Origin of the sequence: Streptomyces sp. NPDC059142 (genome assembly GCF_042755665.1) — a bacterium.
Classification (GTDB): domain Bacteria; phylum Actinomycetota; class Actinomycetes; order Streptomycetales; family Streptomycetaceae; genus Streptomyces.
In genome coordinates, this window is record NZ_JBHZDA010000008.1 from 84,098 (window position 1) to 107,296 (window position 23,199).

Consider the following 23,199-nt stretch of genomic DNA (forward strand, 5'->3'; position numbering starts at 1 on the left):
GACGAGCTTGATCCACCACAGGAAGGTTCCCCCCGTCATGCCCGATGACAAGAAGCTCGTCGACTACCTCAAGTGGGTCACGGCCGATCTGCACAAGACCCGCAAGCGGCTGGAGGAGGCCGAGGCCCACCGGCGTGAGCCCATCGCCGTCGTCGGCATGGCCTGCCGGCTGCCCGGCGGGGTCGACTCCCCGGAGGACTACTGGCGCCTCCTCGACGAGGGCCGTGACGGCATCGCGCCCTTCCCCGCCGACCGGGGCTGGGACCTCGACGCCCTGAACGGCGAGGGCGCCGGCAGCAGCGCCGCCGGCGAGGGCGGCTTCGTCGACGCCGCCGCCTTCGACGCGGGCTTCTTCGGGATCTCGCCCCGCGAGGCCGTCGCCATGGACCCGCAGCAGCGGATCCTGCTGGAGACCTCCTGGGAGGCCGTGGAGCGGGCCGGCATCGACCCGGTGTCGCTGCGCGGCAGCCGGACGGGCGTCTTCGTCGGCACCGCGGGCGTCGACTACGTCGGCGTCGTCATGAACTCCCGCGAGGACGCCGAGGGCCACGCCACCACCGGCCTCACCGCGAGCGTCGTCTCCGGACGCCTCTCGTACGCCTTCGACCTCGCGGGCCCGGCCGTCACCGTCGACACCGCCTGCTCGGCCTCGCTCGTCGCCATCCACCTCGCCGCCCAGGCCCTGCGGGGCGGCGAGTGCGGCCTCGCCCTCGCGGGCGGTGTCACCGTGATGTCCACCCCCATGGGCTTCTCCGGCTTCACCCGCCAGGGCGGCATCTCCACCAGCGGACGCTGCAAGGCGTTCGCGGACTCCGCCGACGGCACCGGCTGGTCCGAGGGCGCGGGCGTCCTCGTCCTGGAGCGGCTGTCCGACGCGCGCCGCAACGGCCACCAGGTCCTCGCCGTGCTGCGGGGCTCCGCCATCAACCAGGACGGCGCGTCCAACGGTCTGACCGCGCCCAACGGACCCTCCCAGCAGCGTGTGATCCGGCAGGCCCTCGCCGGTGCCGGACTCTCCGCGGCCGATGTGGACGCCGTCGAGGCGCACGGCACCGGTACCCCGCTCGGTGACCCGATCGAGGCGCAGGCGCTGCTCGCCACGTACGGTCAGGACCGGCCCGAGGACCGGCCGCTGCTGCTGGGCTCCGTGAAGTCGAACATCGGGCACTCCCAGGCCGCCGCCGGTGTCGCCGGCGTCATCAAGACCATCCTCGCCATCCGGCGCGGCGTCCTGCCCAAGTCCCTCCACATCGACGAGGCGTCGACCCACGTCGACTGGACCGCGGGCAACGTCCGCCTGCTCACCGAGCGCACCGCCTGGCCCGAGACGGGCCGCCCGCGCCGCGCCGGTGTCTCCTCCTTCGGCATCAGCGGCACCAACGCCCATGTCGTCATCGAGCAGGCACCGGAGGAGGAGGCCGCGGCGGACGAGGCGGAGAAGCCCACCGCCACCCCCACCGTCGTCCCCTGGACGGTGTCCGCCAAGACCCGGGACGCCCTGGACGCGCAGCTCGCCCGGATCACCTCCACCACCGGCTCCGACCCTCTGGACCTGGGCTACTCCCTGGCCACCGGCCGCTCCTCCTTCGAGCACCGTGCGGTGTTGCTGGCGGGTGCCGGGGGTGAGCCGGTGGAGGTGGCGCGGGGGCGTGCCGTGGAGCGGTCGCTGGCGGTGCTGTTCTCGGGTCAGGGTTCGCAGCGTGCTGGCATGGGTCGTGAACTGTACGGTCGTTTCCCGGTGTTCGCGGCGGCGCTGGACGAGGTCTTGGAGCGTCTGGAGGTCGCGGATCTGCGGGAGGTGCTGTTCGCGGAGGAGAGCCCTCTGCTCGACACCACCGGTTACACGCAGCCCGCGCTGTTCGCCGTGGAGGTCGCTCTTTACCGGCTGGTCGAGTCGTGGGGTGTGACCCCGGAGTTCGTGGCCGGTCACTCCATCGGCGAGATCGCTGCCGCGCATGTCGCGGGGGTGTTCTCCCTGGAGGACGCCTGTGCGCTGGTGTCGGCTCGTGCCCGGCTGATGCAGGAACTGCCTTCCGGTGGCGCGATGGTGGCCGTCCAGGCCACCGAGGACGAGATGGTCGGCCGGCTCACCGACGGGGTGGCGCTGGCCGCCGTCAACGGTCCCCGGTCGGTCGTCCTCGCCGGTGGTGAGGAGGAAGTCCTCGCCCTGGCGGCCGAGTTCGCCGCCGAGGGCCGTAAGACGCAGCGGCTCGCGGTCAGTCACGCGTTCCACTCGGCGCTGATGGAGCCGATGCTCGACGCCTTCCGCGCCGTCGCCGAGGGACTGACGTACGCGGAGCCCCGTATCCCGGTCGTCTCCAACGTCACCGGCGCCCTGGCGGAGCCGGGTCTGCTCACCGACCCCGAGTACTGGGTACGCCATGTCCGGGGCACCGTCCGCTTCGCCGACGGGATCCGCGCCCTCGCCGGGGCGGGCGCCGACGCCTTCCTGGAGATCGGGCCCGGCGGAGTCCTCACCGCCCTCACCCGGGGCGCCCTCGACAGCGACGACAGTGTCGCCGTACCGGCGCTGCGCGCCCAGCGTCCCGAGCAGGACGCCCTGCTCACCGCGCTCGCCGCACTGCATGTCTCCGGTGTACGGGTCGACTGGCCGGCCTGGTTCTCCGGCACCGGCGCCCGCCGTACGGACGTGCCCACCTACGCCTGGCAGCACCGCCGTTACTGGCCCCGCCCGCTCGCCCACGCCGCCGACATCCCCGGCGCCGGGCTCACCCCCACCGAACACCCGCTGCTGGGCGCCGCCGTCTCGCTCGCCGGGTCCGACGGAGTCCTGCTCACCGGGCGGGTCGGTCTGCGCACCCACCCCTGGCTCGCGGACCACACCATGGGCGGCATGGTGCTCTTCCCCGCCACCGGCTTCCTGGAGCTGGCCGTCCGCGCGGGCGACCAGGTCGGCTGCGGCCGGGTGCAGGAACTCGTCCTCACCACCCCCCTCGCCCTCGACCCGGCGGGCGCCGTCGCCGTCCAGGTCGCCGTGGGCGCCCCCGACGCCTCGGGGGGCCGCCCGCTCGACATCCACTCCCGGCCCGCCGACGCCGCCGCCGACGAGCCCTGGACCCCGCACGCCACCGGAGTCCTGGTGCCGGGCGGACACCATCTCCCCTTCGACGAGGCGGCCTGGCCGCCCGCCGACGCCACCCCCGTCGACCTCGCCGGCTTCTACGAACGCACCGAGTACGGGCCTGTCTTCCAGGGCCTGCGCGCCGCCTGGACCCGGGGCGACGACGTCTTCGCCGAGCTGGAGCTGCCCGCGCGCGCCGATGACGCCGCGCTCTTCGGGATGCACCCCGCGCTGCTGACCGCCGCCCTCCACGCCGTGGAGTACGTCGACCTCAAGGACGCCGATCAGGGCCTGCTGCCGTTCTCCTGGGCCGGTGTCACCCTGCACGCCTCCGGCGCGACCCGGCTGCGGGCCCGTATCGGCAAGGACGGCGAGGACACCGTGTCCATCGCCGCCGTCGACACCGCGGGACGCCCGGTCCTCTCCGTCGAGTCCCTGGCCCTGCGGCCCTCGTCCGCCGCCCGGCTCCTCGGGCCCGGCGCCGCCGACCGCGCCTGCCTCCTGCGCCTCGACTGGGTCCCCGCCGAGCCGGGCCCCGCGCCCGCCGGCGGCCCGCGCGTCGCCCTCGGCAGCGACCCCTTCTCCACCGGCACCACGCTCACCTCGCTCGACGAGGTCACCGAGGACGGCACCACGGTCCTCGTGCCCGTCACCGACGGCGGCGACGACCAGGCCGCCGCCACCCACGAGGCCACCCGCGCCACCCTCGCCCTCCTCCAGGAGTGGCTGGCCGTACCCCGGCCCGCCGGGGCCCGTCTCGTCTTCGTCGCCCGGGGCGTCGTCGGCGCCGTGCCCGGCGACCCGGCGGGCAACCTCGCCGGCGCCGCCGTCTGGGGCATGGTCCGTACCGCCCAGGGCGAACACCCCGGCACCCTCCACCTCGTCGACCTCGAACCCGGCGCCCCGCTGCCCCTGGACGACGTCCTCGCCACCGGTGAACCGCAGACCGCCGTACGCGCCGGACGCGTCCTCGCCGGCCGTCTCGCCCAACTGCCGCAGCCCGTCGCGCAGGACGGACCCGAGGAGCCCGACCTGTTCGGCGGCGCCCGCGGCGGCACCGTACTGATCACCGGCGGCACCGGCACCCTCGGCGCCCTCACCGCCCGTCACCTCGTCGCCCGGCACCGCGTCACCCGGCTCCTGCTGGTCGGCCGCCGCGGACCCGACGCGCCCGGCGCCGAGGCCCTCCGCGCCGAGCTGGAGGAATCCGGCGCCCACGTCACCGTCGCCGCCTGCGACGTCGCCGACCGCGAGGCCCTGGCCGCCCTTCTGGACACCGTTCCCGCCGAGCACCCCCTCACCGGCGTCGTACACGCCGCGGGCGTCCTCGACGACGCCGTCATCACCTCGCTCACCCCCGACCGCCTCGCCGACGTCCTGCGGCCCAAGGCGGACGCCGCCTGGCATCTGCACGACCTCACCTGCGGCCTCGGCCTCGACGCCTTCGTCCTGTACTCCTCGATCTCGGGCGTCACCGCCCGCGCGGGACAGGCCAACTACGTCGCCGCCAACCTGTTCCTCGACACCCTCGCCCAGCACCGCGTCGCCCAGGGACTCTCCGGCCTGTCCGTCGCTTGGGGCGCCTGGGACCTCGACGACGGCATGGCCGGTGACCTCCTCACCGAGGCCGGCCGGCAGCGGATCCGCTCCCGCGGCATCGACACGCTGCCCAGCGACCGCGCCCTCGACCTCCTCGACGCGGCCCTCGCGCGCCGTGAACCCTTCATGGTCGCCACCACGCTGGGCACACCCCCCGCGGCAGTCCACGCCGACGAGGTGCCGCCCCTCATGCGCGGCCTGGTCGCCACCCCGCGCCGCACCGCCTCCGCCACCGCCGCGGCCCCCGCCCGGGTCCTCGACGCGGCCTCGTTCCGTGAGAGCTTCGGCTCCCTCGGCGCGGCCGAACAGGAGACGGCGCTGCGGAACCTGGTCATCGACAGCTCCGCCGAACTCCTCGGCCACACCGACCCGTCCGACATCGACCCCGACCGCGACTTCCTCGAACTCGGCTTCGACTCGCTGATCGGCATCGAGCTGCGGCGCAAGCTCAGCGACGTCACCGGCCTCCAGCTCCCCGCCAGCATCGTCTACGACAGCGGCTCCCCGAACGGCCTCACCGCCTGGCTGCGCACCGAACTCGGTGCCCAGGGCGGCGCGGCCCCGCAGACCGGCGCCGCCGGCGGCCCCACCGAGAACGACTCCATGGAGCGTCTGTTCCTCGACGGTCTCGCCCAGGGCAAGCTCCGCGAGGCGCAGCGGATGCTCGCCACCGTCGCCGCGCTCCGCCCGTCCTTCGAGGTCACCGCCGAACTGGAGGACCTGCCCTGGCCGGTGACCCTCGCCGAGGGCCCCGCCCCCACCCGGCTGGTCTGTGTCAGCGCCCCCACCGCCAACGGCGGCGTCCACCAGTACGCCACGCTCTCCGGTCACCTCCGGGGCCGCCGGGACGTGACCGCCCTGCCCCTGGTCGGTTTCAACACCGGTGAGGCGCTGCCCGCGCACCCGCGGGCAGCCGCCCGGGTCATCGCCGAGAGCGCCCTCCAGGCCGCCGACGGCAAGCCCTTCGTCCTCGTCGGCCACTCCTCGGGAGGCTCCCTCGCCTACGCGGCGGCGGGCGTCCTGGAGAGCACCTGGGGCATCCGCCCCACCGCCGTCGTCCTCCTCGACACCCTCAGCATCCAGCACAACAGCGACGAGGGCGTCGACTACAACGGCATGATGAAGTTCAACTTCACCGCCGTCGACGACTCCCCGGTACGGCTCACCAACTCCCGCCTCTCCGCGATGGGCCGCTGGATGGTGCTGCTCAACGCCCTCGACGTACACCCCACCACCGCACCCGTCCTGGAGATCAAGTGCACGCGGGCGCTCATCGAGGGCGTCCCCGCCCCCGACCCGGAGCGCCTGCACATCCCGGTGGTTCCCGGCGCCGACGTCCTGCCCCTGGACTCCGACCACCTCTCCCTCATCCGTGAGGACTCGGGACCGGCCGCCGACCTGCTCCACGGCTGGCTCGCCGCGCTGGAGACCGCCGACGTGCCCGGAACGGAGCCGGAGGCCGTCCCGGCAGGCTGACCCCCTCCCGTCGAAGGCCCCGGCCCGTGGCACCGCCACGGCACCGGGGCCTTCCCGCCCTCCTTCCGTCCCCTCCTCCCGCCCTCCTTCCGTCCCCTCCTCCTGCCCTCTCCTTCCGTCCCCTCCTCCCGCACGCCCGGCGGCCGTGCCGCCGGGCGCGCCCGCGCGGAAATTCCCGGAGCCCGCCCGAGGACGCCGGTGAATAGCGAAAACAGTCGAGGGAATTCCCCAGTCCTCCACCCGCGCCAGGGCCGCCGCCGGGACCCCGCCACCGCCAACTTCCCCATCCTCTAGGGAAACACGCAGTCCGAGATCGCCAGACTGGCCTTCGGAACGGCCGGGTCGTGGAATTCGGAAATCGCCGTTCGCCGAACTTCGCGTTTTCCGGAATCTCATGGAGAGGTGGGCTACCTGATGTCGAACGAGGAAAAGCTCCGCGCGTACCTCAAGCGGGCCGTCGCCGACCTTCAGGAGGCCCGGCAGCAGCTCAGCGAGGCCGAGGACCGCGACCGCGAGCCCGTCGCCGTCGTCGCCATGGCCTGCCGCTACCCCGGTGGCGTACGGTCCCCCGAGGAGCTGTGGGCGCTCGCACGCGACGGTGTCGACGCCATCTCCGCCTTCCCCGCCAACCGCGGCTGGGACCTCGACCGCCTGTTCCACCCCGACCCCGCCCACCTCGGCACCACCTACGCGCGCGAAGGCGGATTCCTCCACACGGCGGGCGAGTTCGACCCCTCCTTCTTCGGGATCTCGCCGCGCGAGGCGCTGGCCATGGACCCGCAGCAGCGGCTCCTCCTGGAGACCTCCTGGGAGGCGCTGGAGCGCGCCGGCATCGTGCCCGACACGCTCACCGGCAGCACCACCGGTGTCTTCGTCGGCACCGGGCACGGCGACTACGACGGCGCGTCCCGGGGCCGCCAGGAGGAAGTCGCGGGACACCTCCTGACCGGCAACACCGTCGCCGTCGCCTCCGGCCGCCTCTCCTACACGTACGGCTTCGAGGGCCCCGCCGTCACCGTCGACACCGCGTGCTCCTCCTCGCTCGTAGCCCTGCACCTCGCCGTACGGTCCCTGCGCCAGGGCGAGTGCTCCCTCGCGCTCGCCGGCGGCGCCACCGTCATGTCGACGCCGAAGATGTTCACCGAGTTCTCCCGGCAGCGCGGTCTCGCCGCCGACGGCCGCTGCAAGGCGTTCGCCGAGGGCGCCGACGGCACCGCCTGGTCCGAGGGCGTCGGCCTGATCCTGCTGGAACGCCTCTCCGACGCGCGCCGCAACGGCCACCCCGTCCTCGCCGTCATCCGCGGCTCGGCCATCAACCAGGACGGTGCCTCCAACGGCCTGACCGCCCCCAACGGCCCCTCCCAGCAGCGGCTGATCCGGCAGGCCCTCATCGACTCCGGCCTCACCTCGGCCGAGGTCGACGTGGTCGAGGCGCACGGCACCGGCACCACCCTCGGCGACCCCATCGAGGCACAGGCCCTCCTCGCCACGTACGGCCAGGACCGGCCCGAGGACCGGCCGCTGCTGCTCGGCTCCCTGAAGTCCAACACCGGCCACACCCAGGCCGCTTCCGGTGTCGCCGGTGTCATCAAGATGGTGCAGGCCATGCGGCACGGCACCCTGCCCAAGAGCCTCCACATCGACGCGCCCACCCCGCACGCCGACTGGGCGGACGGCGGCGTCGAGCTCCTCACCGAGCACACCGCCTGGCCGGAGACCGGCCGCCCGCGCCGCGCCGCCGTGTCGTCCTTCGGCGTCAGCGGCACCAACGCCCATCTGGTCCTGGAGCAGGCGCCCGCCGAGCCCGAGCCCGATGCCGTGGACGAGCCCTCGGCCGGTGCTGCCGGTGCTGCCGGGGTGCTGCCGTGGTTGGTGTCGGGCAAGTCGCGTGCGGCGGTGGGGGAGCAGGCCGCGCGGCTGGCGGAGTCGGTACGTGCGTCGGGCGCGGGCGCGCTGGACGTCGCCCACACCCTCGCCACCACCCGCGTCGCCATGGACCACCGCGCGGCGGTCATCGGCCGTGGCACCGGCGAACTCCTCGCCGGACTCGACGCCCTGGCCGCGGGCGACTCGTCCGCCACCGTGGTGGAGGGAACCACGGGCGAAGGCACCGGAGGCGTGGTCTTCGTCTTCCCGGGTCAGGGTTCGCAGTGGGCGGGCATGGCCGTCGAACTCCTCGACAGCTCACCTGTGTTCGCGTCCCGAATCGCCGAGTGTGCCGCCGCGCTGGATCCGCATGTCGACTGGTCGCTTCTTGATGTCCTGCGGGGTGTTGAGGGTGCTGCGTCGTTGGAGCGGGTGGATGTGGTGCAGCCTGCGTTGTGGGCGGTGATGGTGTCGTTGGCGGAGGTGTGGCGGTCGCGGGGTGTGGTGCCCGGCGCGGTGGTGGGGCATTCGCAGGGTGAGATCGCGGCTGCTGTGGTGGCGGGTGGTCTGTCGTTGGAGGACGGGGCGCGGGTGGTGGCGCTGCGTTCGCAGGCGCTGCGTGCGTTGTCCGGGCTGGGCGGCATGGTGTCGGTTGCTCGTGGTGTGGAGGATGTGCGGGGTCTGCTGGGCGGGTTCGAGGGTCGGATCGGTGTGGCGGCGGTGAACGGTCCGTCGTCGGTGGTCGTCTCGGGGGACGCGGACGCGCTGGACGTCTTTGTCGCGCAGTGTGACGAGGCGGGTGTACGGGCCCGTCGGGTCGCGGTGGACTACGCCTCCCACTCCGCCCATGTCGAGCGCATCGAGGAGGAGCTGGCCGAACTGCTGGCTCCCGTCGTGGCCCGCTCCGGCGCGGTCCCGTTCTACTCGACCCTCTCCGGCGAACTGATCGACACCGCGGGTCTCGACGGTTCGTACTGGTACCGCAATCTGCGGGGGACGGTGGAGTTCGAGGCGGCGACGCGTGCGCTGCTCGCGGACGGTTTCCAGGTGTTCGTGGAGGTGAGCGCGCATCCGGTGGTGGCCACCGGTGTCCAGGAGACCATCGAGGACGCGGGCGCCCGCGCCGGAGTCGTGGGTACCCTGCGGCGTGACGAGGGTGGTCTGGAGCGCTTCACGCTCTCCCTCGGTGAGGCCTGGGCGCTCGGCGCCGACATCGACTGGGACGTCTTCTACGAGGACACCCGGCCGCACCGCGTCGACCTCCCCACCTACGCCTTCCGCCGTGAGTGGTACTGGCTCACCCCCGCCGAGTCGGCCGCCGCCGCTTCCACCGGGGACGCCGCCGACGGCGACTTCTGGGCGGCCGTCGAGAGCGGCGACATCACCCGCCTGTCCTCCGTCCTGGAGGTCACCGGCGACGACGTCGAGGCATTCGGCACGCTGCTGCCCGCCCTGGCGACCTGGCGACGCCGCCGCACCCTGCGCTCCACCCTCGACACCTGGCGCTACCGCGTCACCTGGACCACCCTGACCGGCGCCGACGGGGCCACCCCGGAGGGCCGTTGGCCCGCGCTCGTACCCTCGGGCCACGCGGACGACCCCTGGGTGTCCGCCGTGCTCGACGCCCTGACCGCACGCGGCCTGCGCGTCGAACGCCACGACCTCACCGGCGACGAGGACATCGCCGCCCTCACCGCCCTCACCGGCGGCGAAGGGGTCGCCGGCGTGCTCTCGCTGCTCGCGCTGGACGAGCGTCCGCACCCGGACCACCCCGCCGTGCCGCGCGGCCTCGCGACGGCCAAGGACCTGGTGCACGCCCTGTCGGGCACCGAGGCCCGGATGTGGGCCCTGACCCGCGCCGCCGTCGCGGTCGACAGCCGTGACCCGCTGACCTCGCCGGTCCAGGCCGAGACCTGGGGCTTCGGCCGGGCCGTCGCCCTCGAACTCCCCGACACCTGGGGCGGCCTCGTCGACCTGCCCGCCGAGCCCGACGCCCGGACCCTGGCCCGCCTCGCCGCCCTCCTCGGCGGCGCCGAGGACCAGATCGCCGTACGCCCCTCGGGCGCGTACACCCGGCGCCTCGCCCGCATGCCGCTGCCGGACCCGGCCACCACCACGGGTGCCACCGACGCCACCGGCACCGTGCCGTCCGACGACGACGGCATCGGCGGCTGGGGCGACCACGACACCGTTCTCATCACCGGCGGCACCGGCGCCCTCGGCGCCCACGTCGCCCGCTCGCTGGCCGCCTCCGGCGCCCGGCACCTGGTCCTCACCAGCCGCCGTGCCGCCGACGCCCCCGGCGTCGCCGAACTCGTCGGCGAACTGGAGGAGACGGGAACCAGGGTCACCGTCGCCGACTGCGACATCGCCGACCGCGACCAGCTCGCCCGCCTCCTCGGCTCGCTCCCCGCCGACCTGCCCCTCACCGGTGTCGTACACGCCGCCGGTGTCCTCGACGACGGTGTCCTCGACGCCCTCACCCTGGACCGCTTCGACGCCGTCCTGCGCCCGAAGACCCTCGGCACCGCGAACCTCCACGAACTGACCCGTGACCACGCGCCGGCCATGTTCGTGCTGTTCTCGTCGATCGTCGGCGTCCTCGGCAACGCCGGCCAGGCCAACTACGCCGCCGCCAACGCCTATCTCGACGCCGTCGCCGAACAGCGGCGCGCCGAGGGCCTGCCCGTCACCTCCGTCGCCTGGGGCCCCTGGGCCGACGCCGGCATGGCCACCGCCGATGTGCTCGCCGACCGCATGAGCCACGACGGCCTCACCCCCATGGCTCCCGGCACCGCCGTCGCCGCGCTGCGCGCCGCCGTCGCCGAGGGCGCCGCCCACGCCACCGTCCTCGACGTGGACTGGCAGTCCTACGCCTCCGTGATGACGGCCGCCCGGCCCAGCCCGCTCGTCGGCGACCTGCCCGAGGTCCGCCGCGCCCTGGAGTCGGCCGCCGCCACCGCGCCCGACACCCACGCCCTGCGCGACCGGCTCCGCGGCCTCGCCCCCGCCGAACAGGACCGCCTCCTCACCGACCTGGTCCGGGCGGAGGTCGCCACCGCGCTGCGCCACTCCTCGGCGGACGCCGTCGACGTGAACCGCGCCTTCAAGGACCTCGGCTTCGACTCGCTGACCGCCGTGGAGGTCCGTAACCGGATCACCACCGCCACCGACGTCAAGCTCCCCACCACCCTCCTCTTCGACTACCCCAACACCACCGCCGTCGCCGCCCACCTGCGCACCCTGCTGCTCGGCGACGAACGCCGGCCGGCCGCCGCCCCGGTCGTGGTCGCCGCGGGCGTCACCGACGAGCCCATGGCCGTCGTCGCCATGGCCTGCCGCTTCCCCGGCGGGGTCACCTCGCCCGAGGACCTCTGGGACCTCATGGCGGCCGAACTCGACGTCGTGTCCACCCCGCCCGACGACCGCGGCTGGGACCTCGACTCGATGTACGACCCCGACCCCGAGAAGCAGGGCACCACGTACAGCCGTGAAGGCGGCTTCATCCAGGACGTCGCCGGATTCGACCCGGCCTTCTTCGGGATCTCGCCGCGCGAGGCGCTGGCCATGGACCCGCAGCAGCGGCTCCTCCTGGAGACCTCCTGGGAGACCTTCGAGCGCGCCGGCATCAATCCGGAGACCCTGCGCAACAGCGCCACCGGCGTGTACGTCGGCAGCATCACCACCGACTACCAGGTCCGCCTCGGCGGCGCCGCGGCCCAGGAGCAGTTGGCCGGCCACCTGATGACCGGCAACGCCTCCAGCATCGCGTCGGGCCGCCTCTCCTACACGTACGGCTTCGAGGGCCCCGCCGTCACCATGGACACCGGCTGCTCCTCCTCCATGGTCGCCCTGCACCTGGCCCTCCAGTCGCTGCGCACCGGCGAGTGCACCATGGCCCTCGCCGGCGGTGTCACGGTCATGTCCACGCCCGAGCCGTACGTCGAGTTCTCCCGGCAGCGCGGTCTCGCCGCCGACGGCCGCTGCAAGGCGTTCGCCGAGGGCGCCGACGGCATGGGCTTCGCCGAGGGCGTCGGCCTGGTGCTGCTGGAGCGGCTCTCCGACGCCCGCCGCAACGGCCACCCGGTCCTCGCCGTCGTCCGGGGGTCCGCCCTCAACCAGGACGGGGCCTCCAACGGCCTGACCGCGCCCAACGGCCCCTCCCAGCAGCGTGTGATCCGCCAGGCCCTGGCCAACGCGGGTCTCACCGCCGCCGAGGTCGACGTGGTCGAGGCGCACGGCACCGGCACGCCACTCGGCGACCCGATCGAGGCACAGGCCATCATGGCCACGTACGGCCAGGGCCGTGCCCCGGAACAGCCGCTGCTGCTCGGCTCCCTGAAGTCGAACATCGGGCACACCCAGGCCGCCGCGGGCGTCGCCGGCATGATGAAGATGATCCTGGCGATGCACCACGGCGTGCTGCCCAGGAGCCTGCACATCACCAACCCGACCTCCGTGGTCGACTGGTCGAGCGGCGCGGTCCGCCTGCTCACCGAGGCCACCCCCTGGCCCGAGACGGACCACCCGCGCCGAGCCGGTGTCTCCTCCTTCGGCATCAGCGGCACCAACGGCCATCTGGTGCTGGAGGAGGCGCCCGCCGAGGACCCGATCGCGGTGGAGCCCTCGGCCGGTGCTGCCGGTGTGCTGCCGTGGTTGGTGTCGGGCAAGTCGCGTGCGGCGGTGGGGGAGCAGGCCGCGCGGCTGGCGGAGTCGGTACGTGCGTCGGGCGCGGGCGCGCTGGACGTCGCCCACACCCTCGCCACCACCCGTGTCGCCATGGACCGGCGTGCCGTCGTCGTCGGCAAGGACACGGAGGAGTTCCTGGCCGGACTCGACGCGCTCGCCGCCGACGAAGCCTCCCCCCGCGTGGTCGAGGGCCTGTCCGGTGAAGGTGCGGGCGCGGTCGCCTTCGTCTTCCCGGGTCAGGGCTCGCAGTGGGTGGGCATGGCCGTCGAACTCCTCGACACGTCACCGGCGTTCGCCGGTCGTGTCGCGGAGTGTGCCGCCGCGCTGGACTCGTTCGTGGACTGGTCGCTTCTTGATGTCCTGCGGGGTGTTGAGGGTGCTGTGTCGTTGGAGCGGGTGGATGTGGTGCAGCCTGCGTTGTGGGCGGTGATGGTGTCGTTGGCGGAGGTGTGGCGGTCGCGGGGTGTGGTGCCCGGCGCGGTGGTGGGGCATTCGCAGGGTGAGATCGCGGCTGCTGTGGTGGCGGGTGGTCTGTCGTTGGAGGACGGGGCGCGGGTGGTGGCGCTGCGTTCGCAGGCGCTGCGTGCGTTGTCCGGACTCGGTGGCATGGTGTCGGTTGCTCGTGGTGTGGAGGATGTGCGGGGGCTGCTGGGCGGGTTCGAGGGTCGGATCGGTGTGGCGGCGGTGAACGGTCCGTCGTCGGTGGTCGTCTCGGGGGACGCGGACGCGCTGGACGCTTTTGTCGCGCAGTGTGACGAGGCGGGTGTACGGGCCCGTCGGGTCGCGGTGGACTACGCGTCCCACTCCGCCCATGTCGAGCGCATCGAGGAGGAGCTGGCCGAACTGCTCGCTCCGGTGACGCCTCTCTCCGGCGGTGTGCCCTTCTACTCGACCGTCTCCGGTGAGGTCGTCGACACGGCCGAGCTGGACGGTTCGTACTGGTACCGGAACCTGCGGGGGACGGTGGAGTTCGAGGCGGCGACGCGTGCGCTGCTCGCGGACGGTTTCCAGGTGTTCGTGGAGGTGAGCGCCCATCCGGTGGTGGCCACCGGTGTCCAGGAGACCATCGAGGACGCGGGCGCCCGCGCCGGTGTCGTGGGTACGCTGCGGCGTGACGAGGGTGGTCTGGAGCGCTTCACGCTCTCCCTCGGTGAGGTCTGGGCGCTCGGCGCCGACATCGACTGGGACGTCTTCTACGAGGACACCCGGCCGCACCGCGTCGACCTCCCCACCTACGCCTTCCAGCGGCAGCACTACTGGCCGCGCTTCGCCGATCTCGGCGGCGACGTCAGCTCCGCCGGGCTCGACTCGCCCGACCACCCGATGCTCGGCGCCTCCGTGGAACTCGCGGGCGGCGACGGCCTGGTGGCCACCGCCCGCTGGTCCCTGCGGACCCACCCGTGGCTCGCCGACCACGCCGTGTCCGGCACCGTCATCGTCCCCGGCACCGCGCTCGTGGAGTCCGTGATCCGCGCCGGTGACACCCTCGGCTGCGGCCAGATCGACGAACTCACCCTCCAGGCCCCCGTCGTCCTCCAGGAACGCGGCGAGGTCCAGGTCCAGATCGGCGTCGCCGGACCCGACGCGACCGGCCGGCGCCCCGTCACCGTGCACACCCGGGCCACCGGCCCCGACGGCGACACCGAGGACCTGTGGACCCTGCGCGCCCAGGGCAGCCTCACCGAGCCCGGCGCGCCCGCCGTGGAACGGGCCGAGGACTTCACCGTATGGCCGCCGCACGGCGCCACCGCCGTCGCCTCCGAGGGCTTCTACGACCTTCTCGCCGGGCGCGGCTACGAGTTCGGGCCCGTCTTCCAGGGCGTCCGCGCCACCTGGAGCCGCGGCGACGACATGTTCGCCGAGGTCGTCCTGCCCGAGCAGGTACGCGGCGACGCCGGACGCTTCGGCATCCACCCCGCGCTCCTCGACGCCGCCCTGCACGCCGCCAACCTCACCCCGGGGAGCGAGGACGGCCGTACCGTGGTGCCGTTCGCGTGGTCCGGTGTGGCCCTGCACGCCACCGGTGCCACCGCGCTGCGCGTCCGTGTCTCCCCGGCGGGCCAGGACACCGTCACCGTCCACATGACCGACCCGACCGGCGCCCCGGTCGCCGTCATCGCGGGCCTCGCCGTGCGCGAGGTCGCCGCCGAGACCCTCGACCCGTCCGCCCGCGCCGCCCGCGACTGGCTGTTCCGCCTCGACTGGACGCCGCTCACCCCGCCGGCCGCCGCGCCGCCCGTCACCGGCTGGGCCGCCCTGGGCGCCCCCGCCGATGCCCCCGGCGCCGGTGGCACCCCGCTGCCCGTCCTCGGCGACCTCACCGAGTACCTCGACACCACCGGCCAACTCCCCTCCGTGGCCGTGCTCCTCGCGGGCGCCGCAGCCGACGGGGAGTCCACGGCCGACGGGAACACCGAGGCCGACGGGGAGCCGCGGGCCGATGTGCCGGACGCCGTCCTCGACGAGGTGCTGGCCGCCGTGCAGGGCTGGCTCGCCGACGACCGTACCGACGGCACCCCGCTGGTCGTCGTCACCCGCGGCGCCGTCGCCACCGGCGCCGGTGACCCCGCCCGCGACCTGCGCGGCGCCGCCGTCTGGGGGCTGGTGCGCTCCGCCCAGTCCCAGCACCCGGGGCGTCTCGTCCTCGCCGACCTCGACGTCCACGACGACTCCTGGGCGGCGCTGCCCGCCGCCCTCGCCTCCGGCGAACCGCAACTGGCGCTCCGGGAAGGCGCCGCGTACGCACCGCGCCTGACCCGCCCGCGCACCGCCGACATCCTCACCGTGCCCGCCGGCGCCGAGACCTGGCGGCTCGACATCCCGGAGAAGGGATCCGTCGACAAGCTCTCCATCGTGGCCTGCCCCGAGACGGGCGAAGAGCCCGCCGCCGGACACCTGGTCATCGAGGTGAGGGCCGCCGGACTCAACTTCCGCGACGTCCTCAACACCCTCGGCATGTACCCGGGCCCCGCCGTGCTCCTCGGCGCCGAGGCGGCCGGTGTGGTCACCGCCGTCGGCGCGGACGTCACCGGCTTCGCCCCCGGCGACCGGGTGATGGGCCTGGTCTCCGGCGGCTTCGCCACCCACGCCGTCGCCGACGCCCGCATGGTCGCGCCCGTCCCCGACGGCTGGACATGGACCCAGGCCGCCTCCGTGCCCGTCGCCTTCCTCACCGCCTACTACGGGCTGCGCGACCTCGCCCGCCTCGAAGCCGGCGAGTCCGTCCTCGTCCACGCGGCGGCCGGCGGTGTCGGCATGGCCGCCGCCCAGCTCGCCCGGCACTGGGGCGCCGACGTCTACGGCACCGCCGGCGACCACAAGCGCGCCCTGCTGCGCGCCGACGGCTGGGCCGACGACCACCTCGCCTCCTCCCGCACCCTCGGCTTCGAGGACCGCTTCCGCGCCACCAGCGGCGGACACGGCGTCGACGTCGTCCTCAACTCCCTGGCCGGCGACTTCATCGACGCCTCCCTGCGGCTCCTCGCGCCGGGCGGACGGCTCGTCGAGATGGGCAAGACCGACGTCCGCGACCCCGAGCAGGTCGTCCTCGACCACCCGGCCGTCGCCCTCTACCAGGCGTACGAACTCCGCGAGGCGGGCGAGGACCGCATCCAGGAGATGTTCCGCGACCTCACCGGCCTCTTCGCCACCGGCGCCCTCACCCCGCTGCCCACCGTCACCTGGGACGTCCGCCACGCCCGCGAGGCGTTCCGGCACATGGCGCAGGCCAAGCACTACGGGAAGATCGTCCTCACCCTGCCGCGCGCCTGGGACCCCGAGGGCACCGTCCTCGTGACCGGCGGCGCAGGTGTCCTCGGCGGCATCCTCGCCCGCCACCTCGTCACCCGGCACGGCATGCGGCACCTGGTCCTCACCGGGCGCCGCGGACCCGACACCCCGGGCGGCGCCGAACTCGCCGCCGAACTGGAGGAGCTGGGCGCCGAGGTGACGCTCGCCGCCTGCGACGCGGCCGACGCCGACGCGGTCGCCGCGGTGCTCGCCGCCATACCCGCCGACCGTCCGCTCACCGCGGTCGTGCACGCCGCCGGTGTCCTCGACGACGGCGTCCTGGAATCCCTCACCCCCGAGCGGCTGCGTACCGTACTCGCCCCGAAGGCCGACGCCGCCCGCCACCTCGACCGCCTCACCCGCGGCCTCGACCTCGCGGACCTCGTGCTGTTCTCCGCGGGCGCCGGTGTCTTCGGCAACGCGGGCCAGGCCAACTACGCCGCCGCCAACACCTACCTCGACGCCCTCGCCCACCGGCGCCGCGCCGACGGCCTGCCCACCACCTCCCTGTCCTGGGGCCTGTGGGCCGACACCAGCGCCCTCACCGACCGGCTCGACGCCACCGACCTCGCGCGGGTCCGCCGCTCCGGCGTCCTGCCGCTGTCCGCCGCCGACGGCATGGCCCTCTTCGACGCCGCGCTCGCCGAGCAGCGCCCGCACCTCGTGCCCGTCCGCCTCGACACCGGCCAACTGCGGGCCTCCGCCGACGAGGTACCGCACCTGCTGCGCTCCCTCTACCGGGGCCCGGTCCGGCGCACCGCCGACGCGGGCGCCACCGCCGGCACCGACGGGCTGCGGCTGCGGCTGTCCGGCCTCTCCGCCGACGACCGGCTCACCACCCTGCGCGAACTCGTCGGGACCTACGCGGCGGCCGTCCTCGGCCACGCCGACCCCGATCTGCTGCACGCCGGACGCGCCTTCCGCGACCTCGGCTTCGACTCCCTGACCGCCGTCGAACTCCGCAACCGCCTCAACGGCGCCACCGGTCTGCGCCTGCCCGCCACCCTGGTCTTCGACTACCCGACCGTCGCCGAACTCGCCGCCCACCTCGACGGCGAACTCTCCGACGGCCGGACCCCGTCGCCCACCGCACCGGCCCCGGCCCCCGCCGCGCACGGCGACGACGAGCCGTTCGCGATCGTCGGCATGGCCTGCCGGCTGCCCGGCGACATCAGCTCGCCCGAAGAGCTGTGGCGGCTGCTGGCCGACGGCGCCGACGCCATCGCCCCGTTCCCCGCCGACCGCGGCTGGAACCTCGACGGGCTGTACGACGCCGTACCCGAGCACGAGGGCAGCTCCCGTACCCGCGAAGGCGGATTCCTGCACGGCGCCGCCGACTTCGACGCCGACTTCTTCGGGATCTCCCCGCGCGAAGCCCTCGCCATGGACCCGCAGCAGCGGCTCCTCCTGGAGACCTCCTGGGAGACCTTCGAGCGCGCCGGCATCGACCCCCGCTCCGTGCGCGGCAGCCGCACCGGCGTCTTCGCGGGCCTCTCCTCCAGCGACTACCTCAAGCGGGTCACCCGCGTCCCCGACGAGATCGCCGGATACGTCAACAACGGCAACGCCAACAGCATCGTCTCCGGCCGGGTCTCCTACACCCTGGGCCTTGAGGGCCCCGCCCTCACCGTCGACACGGCCTGCTCCTCCTCCCTCGTCGCCCTCCACATGGCGCTCCAGGCGCTGCGGCGCGGCGAGTGCACCATGGCGCTGGCCGGCGGTGTCACCGTGATGTCGTCGCCCGAGATCATCGTCGACTTCTCCCGGCAGCGCGGCCTCGCCGCCGACGGCCGCTGCAAGCCCTTCGCCGCCGCCGCCGACGGCACCGGCTTCTCCGAGGGCGTCGGCCTGCTCCTCGTCGAACGGCTCTCCGACGCCCGCCGCAACGGCCACCAGGTCCTCGCCCTGATCCGCGGCTCCGCCGTCAACCAGGACGGCGCCTCCAACGGCCTCAGCGCCCCCAACGGCCCCGCCCAGCAGCGCGTCATCCGCCAGGCCCTCGCCGACGCCGGAGTCGACGCGGCCGAGGTCGACGCGGTGGAGGCGCACGGCACCGGCACCCGCCTCGGCGACCCGATCGAGGCACAGGCCCTCCTCGCCACGTACGGCCGCGACCGGGACGGCGCCCACCCGCTGCTGCTCGGCTCCGTGAAGTCCAACCTCGGCCACACCCAGGCCGCCGCCGGGGTCGCCGGCATCATGAAGATGGTGCTGGCGCTGCGCCACCGCACGCTCCCCAAGAGCCTCCACATCGACGCGCCCACCCCGCACGTCGACTGGGACGGCGACGGCGTCCGGCTGCTGACCGAGGCCACCACGTGGCCCACCCCCGCCGCACCCCGGCCGCGCCGCGCCGCCGTCTCCTCCTTCGGCATCAGCGGCACCAACGCCCACGTCATCCTGGAGGAGGCGCCCGCCGACGCCACCGCCACGGAGACGGACGCCGTCACGGAGGCCCCCGGCACCGCGGACGCCGGTACGGAGACGGCCCCCGCCGCACCCGTCCCCGCCGCCGCGCCCCTGCCCTGGCTGCTGTCCGCCCGCAGCGAGACCGCCCTGCGCGGCCAGGCCAAGGCGCTCCTCGCCCATCTCGACACCCACCCCGCCGCCGCGCCGGCCGACATCGCCCACTCCCTGGTGACCCGGCGGGCCCTCCTGGAGAAGCGGGCCGTCGTCGTCGGCACCGACCCCGCCGACTTCCGCGCCGGACTCGCCGCGCTCGCCGACAACAGCCCCTCCGCCCACGTCGTCAGCGGCGGACGGGGCGCCGGACGCGACCGCCGCGCCGTCCTCGTCTTCCCCGGCCAGGGCTCCCAGTGGGCCGGTATGGGCGCCGAACTCCTCGACACCTCGACGGTCTTCGCCGACCGCATCGCCGCCTGCGAGGACGCACTCGCCCCGCACGTCGACTGGTCCCTCACCGAGGTGCTGCGCCAGACCGAAGGCGCCCCCGCCCTCGACCGGGTCGACGTCGCCCAGCCCGCCCTGTGGGCCGTGATGGTCGCCCTCGCCGACGTGTGGCGCGCCCACGGACTGAAGCCCGCCGCCGTCCTCGGCCACTCCCAGGGCGAGATCGCCGCCGCAGCCGTCAGCGGCGCCCTCTCCCTCACCGACGCCGCCGAGATCGTCGCCGTCCGCAGCCTCGCCATCGCCCGCGAACTCTCCGGCCACGGCGGCATGGCCGCCGTCAACGCCCCCCACGACGAGGTCGCAGCCCTCCTCGCCGAGCTGCCCGGCGTCTCCGTCGCCGCCGTCAACGGACCCTCCTCCGTGGTGGTCTCCGGTGACACCGACGGCCTCGACACCCTCCTCGCCGCCTGCGAGACCCAGGGCGTCCGCGCCCGCCGTATCCCCGTCGACTACGCCTCCCACTCCGCGTACGTCGACCGGCTCGCCGAGAGCCTGCCCGCCGCCCTCGCCGGCATCGAACCCCGCGACGGCGACATCCCGTTCTTCTCCACCGTCACCGCCGACTGGCAGCCCGGCACCGCCCTCGACGCCCCCTACTGGCACCGCAACCTGCGCTCCACCGTCCGCCTGGAGGAGTCCCTGCGCGCCCTCGTCGAACAGGGCCACGACGTGTTCGTCGAGTGCAGCCCGCACCCGGTCCTCACCGTCGGCATCGAGGACACCGTCACCTCCATGGGCGCCGATGCCGTCACCCTCGGCTCGCTGCGCCGCGACGACGGCGGCACCGACCGCGTACTGACCGCCCTCGCCGCCGCCCACGTCGCGGGCGTGCCCGTCGACTGGCGCCCCGCCGTCTCCCACGGCCACCCCGCCGACCTGCCCACCTACGCCTTCCAGCGCGAGCGGTACTGGCTGGAGGCGACCGGCGCCCGGACCGACCCGGCCGGTCTCGACACCGCCGTACGACTCGCCGACGGCGGCGCCGTCCTCGGCGGCCACCTCTCCCTCACCGACCAGCCCTGGCTCGATGCCCACCGACTCCACGGCACCGCCGTCGTCCCCGCCACTGCCCTCCTCGACTGGGCGGTACGGGCCGGCGACCTCACCGGCCTGCCCGTCGTCGCCGCACTCGACGAACAGCTTCCGCTCGCCGTCCCGGACGACGGCGCCGTCGACATCCAGCTCACCGTCGCGGCCGGCACCGACGGCGCCGACGGCCGCGCCTTCACCCTCCACTCCCGCCCGCGCACCCCCGACCACGCCACCCCCTGGACCACCCACGCCACCGGCACCCTGACCGACACCACCACCCCGGCGCCCGCCTCCCCGGACACCTGGCCGGACGCGGACGACGCCGCCGACACGTACGACACCGACGAGGCGTACGACACCCTCCACCGCGCCGGACTCGACCTCGACCAGCCGTTCCACGCGGTACGGTCCCTGCGGCGCGCCGGGAGCACCCTCCTCGCCGACGTCGAACTCCCCGGCACCGCCCACACCGACGCCGCCCGCTTCCGCGTCCACCCCGCGCTCCTGCAGAGCCTCCTCGCCCTCGCCGCGACCCCCGCGCACACCACCGCGCCGAGCCTGCCCGCCGCCTGGCGGAACGTCACCGTGCACGCCACCGGCGCCACCCGGCTCCGCGTCCGCCTCACCCCCGGCGACGACACCACCTGGACCGTGGAAGCCCACGACGGCACCGGAGCCCCCGTACTCACCGCCACCGTCACCACCCGCCCGGTCACCCCCGACCGCCTCCCCGCGACCACCGCACCCGACGCCCTGCACCGCGTCGTCTGGACCCCGGCACCCGCCGGCACCACGGACACCAGCGGCGTCTGGGCGGTCCTCGGCGCCCCCGGGCCGTTCACCTCCGCACTGGAACGCGCCGGCATCACCGTCCGTATCCACCCCGACCTGGCCGCCCTCACCACGGCCCTCGACACGGACGAGGCCACACCGCCCGCCCTCGTCGTCGCCGCCCACGGCCACGACACCGGCGACGACCCGGCCGCCGCCGCCCACACCTCCGCCCACCGGGCCCTCGCCCTCGCCACCGACTGGCTGCGCGACCCCCGGTACGCCGCCACCCGGCTCCTCCTCGTCACCGAGGGCGCCGTCGCCACCGGCCAGGACGACACCGTCCCCGGCCTCGCCGACGCCACCGCCTGGGGCCTGCTGCGCTCCGCCCAGACCGAACACCCCGGCCGCTTCCTCCTCGCCGACAGCGACGGCCAGGACCTGTCCGCCGACGCCCTCGTCACCGCCGTCGCCGCCGCCGAACACACCGGCGAGCACCAGTTCGCCGCCCGGGCCGGCACCGTCACCGTGCCCCGCCTGGTCCGCGCCGACCACCCCGACGGCGCCCCCGCCCCCGCCGCCACCGCGCCCTGGGGCGACGGCACCGGCTCGGGCACCGTCCTGATCACCGGCGGCACCGGCGTCCTCGGCGGACTCGTCGCCCGCCACCTCGTCACCCGCCACGGCGTACGGCACCTGCTGCTCACCGGCCGCCGCGGCCCCGACGCCCCCGGCGCGACCGCCCTCCGCGACGAACTCACCGCCCTCGGCGCCGAGACCACCGTCGTCGCCTGCGACACCGCCGACCGCGACCAACTGGCCGGCCTCCTCGCCGCCGTACCGGCCGAACACCCCCTGACCGCCGTCGTCCACGCGGCCGGCGTCCTCGACGACGGACTCCTCGACGGCCTCACCCCGCAGCGCCTGACCACCGTGCTGCGGCCCAAGACGGACGCCGCCTGGCACCTCCACGAACTCACCCGCGACCTCAAGCTCTCCGCGTTCGTGATGTTCTCCTCCTACGCCGGCGTCGCAGGCGGCCCCGGCCAGGCCAACTACGCCGCCGCCAACGCCTTCCTCGACGCCCTCGCCCAGCACCGGCGGGCCCAGGGCCTCACCGCGCACTCCCTCGCCTGGGGCTTCTGGGAGGACCGCAGCGAACTCACCGGCACACTCGACGGCGCCGACCTGGCCCGCCTCGAACGCTCCGGTATCCGCCCCCTCACCGCCGAACAGGGCCTCGGCCTCCTCGACACGGCCACCCTCCTCGACACCGCCCAACTCGTCCCCGTACGACTCGACACCCGCACCCTGCGGTCCGACGAGGCGCCCCCGCTGCTGCGCGCCCTCGCCCGCCCGGCCCCCCGCCGCGCCGCCGCCCCGGCGACCGCCACCGACACCACCACCGGTGCCGCCCCCGCGGACTACCGGGCCAGGCTCGCCGCCCTCGACGGACCCCAGCAGCAGGCGCTGCTGCACCGCACCGTCGTCGGCCACGTCGCCGCCGTCCTCGGCCACTCCTCCGCCGAATCCCTCGACGCCGGCCGCGGCTTCCTCGACCTCGGCATGTCCTCCCTCACCGCGGTCGAACTCCGCAACCGGCTCAACGCCGAGACCGGCCTCACCCTGCCCAGCACCCTGATCTTCGACCACCCGGACCCCGCAGCCCTCGTCAGCCACCTGCGCACCGAACTGGGCACCGACGCCGGCGAGCCCGGCCGGCCCGTCTTCGCCGAACTGGCCGTCCTCGAAGCCGCCGTCGGCGGCGCCGCCCTCGACGACCAGGACCGCGCCCGACTCGCCCAGCGCCTCAAGGCCCTCCAGTGGAAGCTCGACTCCACCCAGGACACCACCGAACGCGCCGCCGAATCCGACGACGACGACCTCGACACCTCCACGGACGACGAGATGTTCGACCTCATCGACAACGAACTCGGGCTCGCCTAGGGCCTCTCGTGTCCGCCGGCGCCCCCACCCACGCGCCG

The 23,199-nt window shown here is 74.7% G+C and carries 2 protein-coding genes; both read left to right on the forward strand.

Translation table 11 applies throughout. The features are described from left to right. Window positions 1-7 precede the first annotated feature (7 nt). The gene (locus ACFXPK_RS05505) at window positions 8-6,157 is read left to right on the forward strand and encodes an SDR family NAD(P)-dependent oxidoreductase (RefSeq protein WP_385071936.1); all 6,150 of its coding nucleotides are present in this window, start codon (window positions 8-10) and stop codon (window positions 6,155-6,157) included. 414 nt (window positions 6,158-6,571) lie between these two features. Next, complete coding sequence (locus ACFXPK_RS05510; RefSeq protein ID WP_385071939.1) at window positions 6,572-23,161, forward strand: type I polyketide synthase; 16,590 nt, start codon at window positions 6,572-6,574, stop codon at window positions 23,159-23,161. Window positions 23,162-23,199 lie beyond the last annotated feature (38 nt).